This is a genomic window from Ideonella azotifigens (assembly GCF_006519715.1).
Lineage (GTDB): Bacteria > Pseudomonadota > Gammaproteobacteria > Burkholderiales > Burkholderiaceae_C > Ideonella > Ideonella azotifigens.
The window spans coordinates 1-2,717 of the sequence record NZ_VIDT01000702.1; the positions used below are offsets into that span (position 1 = coordinate 1).

A 2,717-nucleotide genomic window follows, 5' to 3' on the forward strand; every position below is an offset into this window, starting at 1 on the left:
ACGTCGGTGAGCCGGTGGGCGTCGTCGTAGGTGTTGAGGGTCCAGCTGCCGTCCGCTTGCGTGACTTGCTTGAGCAGGCCGGTGGCGTAGTAGTCGTACTGAGTCACCAGGCCGGTGCCGCCACCGGCCGGGGTCTGGGTGAGCTTGGTCAGCCAGCCGCGCAGGTGGTACTCCCGGCTCTCGGTGCTGCCGTTGGGCAGCACTGTGGTGAGCACCTGGCCGAGCTTGTTGTACTCGGTGTACTGGGTCTTGAGCGGGTTGGCGGTGTTGGGGCCCTGGGTCACGGTCTTGAGGTCGCCCAGGGTGTGGCCGCGGGCGGCTGCGCCGTCACCGGTGAAGCTGGTGGGTTCGGTCCAGTACTCGTAGGTGGTCGCTTTGCCGCGCGGGTCGGTCTCGGTGAGGACTTGGCCGTATTGGTTGTAGCTGTAGCTCCAGCTGCGGCTGTCGGTCACGGTGGCGTTGGCCGCACTCAGGTCGCCCAGCGTGTCGGTGGTGGCCTGCTCGTAGCGCTTGCAGACGACGGCGATCTTGCTGCCGTCAGGCAGTGCTGGCGCGCTGGGCGCGCAGTTCAGTTTGGGGTGCGCCGGGTCCACCAGGTCGGTCTGGTCGTTGTAGACCGTGGTGGTGATCAGGTTGGGCTCGACCACCTGCGTCTGCAGGTTCCACTGCGGATGCCACTGGGTGCTGATCTTGCGCTGTGGCTTGGCCGGGCCGGGGTTGCTGGCGGTGTAGCTGGCCACGTCCGCCGGGCAGGTGTCGGCCGTCTTGAGGCCTTCGACCCGAACCGTCTCCCGGTTGCTCGCGTCGTAGGCCATGCAGCTGCGGTTGCCAGCGAAGTCGACTCGGCTGGTCACGTTGGCGTTCGCGTCAAACGTCTGGCTGCTCGAAGCGGCACTGCAGCCGCTGCCCCCGGGCTGGGTCTGGCTGCTGGCGTAGCTCATGCCGTTGACGATGCTGGCGCCCACGGTGTTGCTGTAGCCCAGCGGGCCTTGCACGTAGGCGTTGCCCACGTTCTTCCAGCGGTGGTGGATCCAGATGACGTTGTTGACCGAGTCGTACTCTTCGGTGATGTTCCAGCCGGGCTCCATGCCGGCGTCCCAGCTGGCGGTGTATTTGTTGAAGCCAGTGCCTTCTTCGGTGCTGGTGGCCCGGCCCAGGTCGTCGTAGCCAAAGCTCACGCGGCGCTTGCCTTCTTCGTCCACGACGCCGGTCAGGGCCCAGGCCAGGCCGGGTTTGTCGTAGATGAACTGCAAATATTTGCCGTCGGGCCAGGTGAGCTGGCTCAGGTTGCCGCCGGTGTAGGCCGCGCCAATGACCTGGCCGTCCACCCGGGTGACCTGCGTGATCACGCCGCTGGCGTCGTACTTGAACTTGACCAGGTGGCCGAGTTGGTCCTGCACAGTCAGGAGGTAACCGACAGCCGGGGCATCCTCACCGGCAGCGGTGCTGTAGCCGTAGGTGAGCACCGTGCCATCGGCCCGCTTCTCGGTGTTGAGCCGGCCGGTGCTGTCGTAGGTCTCTTCGGCGCGGGTCTGGGCGTCCACGTAGCGCCAGCCGCCGCTGATGGCCACCAGCTTGTCGCGCACGCCGGGGTCAGGCACAAAGACCCCGCCGGTCACCGCAAACGAGACCCAGCGGCCCAGGCCGCGTGAGGCTTGCATGTTCGCACCCGTGCCCGACTGGTAGATCAGCCGCTTGTGCAAACTGCTCTCGACCAGCGGGCCAAAGGACGGCAAGGCGGCATACGGGTATGCCAGTTCCTGCTTGTCCATCGGCAGCTTCCGGCGCATGTCGTAGCGCAGCTTCAGGCCGCCCAGGCCGGCGTCAAGGTCGACGTCGTAGCTGCTGCTGCCGATCAGGGGATAGATGGGGTCACCGACTGCGAATAGGCTTGCTTTCTTGCCAAGGCAAAAAGGGGGCTTGTCTTCCCAGAGGTCCATCAGTGAAACGCAGTCCCCTTTGGTCGAAGAGTATCGTTGTCGCGGCGAACACCAATTCCCGTGATGCTCAATATAATATAATGGCGATGCGCAAGTTTTTGATCCTGGCGCGTCTAAGACGCATATATACCCAAGCGACCATGCCATGGAATGAGGGGCATCGCCACCTCTTTCTTCGCAGCGGCTACCGCTGTAAAATAGGCCTGCAGCAAAATCAAGGCAAGATTGCTTTGCATTAGCCTCATCGTTATAGAACTTTCTATTCAATTCGTATGTAACACCATTGCCATATTGCATTACCGTTTCAGCATAGTACGGATCTGCCGCATAGGCATAGATGCCAAATGCGTTGATTATCATTGCCAATCCGATATTACGGTAAATGCTGAAATATTCGGAAATGCTGCGCCATTGGGGTTGCTGGCATGTCGCAGTAATCTGACTAACCCCCTGCTCTGGTTGCGCAGTCGTCAGAGTCAGGTTGACGAAGACATCATTTTCCAGGCCGATAATTAGCGCACCACCGTGACTCATAAGCTCGGTTTGCGCAACTGCGGCGCTAAGCCACGCTATGCCAAACCGCCGGTCCAAGAACCTTATGCGCATCAACGGCGCAATGGTCTTGCTTGTCATGGGTTTCCTCCACGTGTGATTGTTGGGGCAGCTCATTGCAGGCCGGAGACGCTCTGCATGCGTCCCAATGCGTCGTAGGTGCGCGTGACGGTCTTGACCAGGGTCCTGGTGGTCACGTCGGTGCCCTTGTAGTAGCTCTCTGTT

At 61.8% G+C, this 2,717-nt stretch carries 1 protein-coding gene; it reads right to left on the minus strand.

Annotated elements, in window-relative coordinates; translation table 11 throughout:
* Positions 1 to 1,940, minus strand: a 1,940-nt coding sequence (locus FKP22_RS26510; RefSeq protein ID WP_170201107.1) for an RHS repeat domain-containing protein, incomplete at its 3' end; no start/stop codon positions are given.
* Positions 1,941 to 2,717 lie beyond the last annotated feature (777 nt).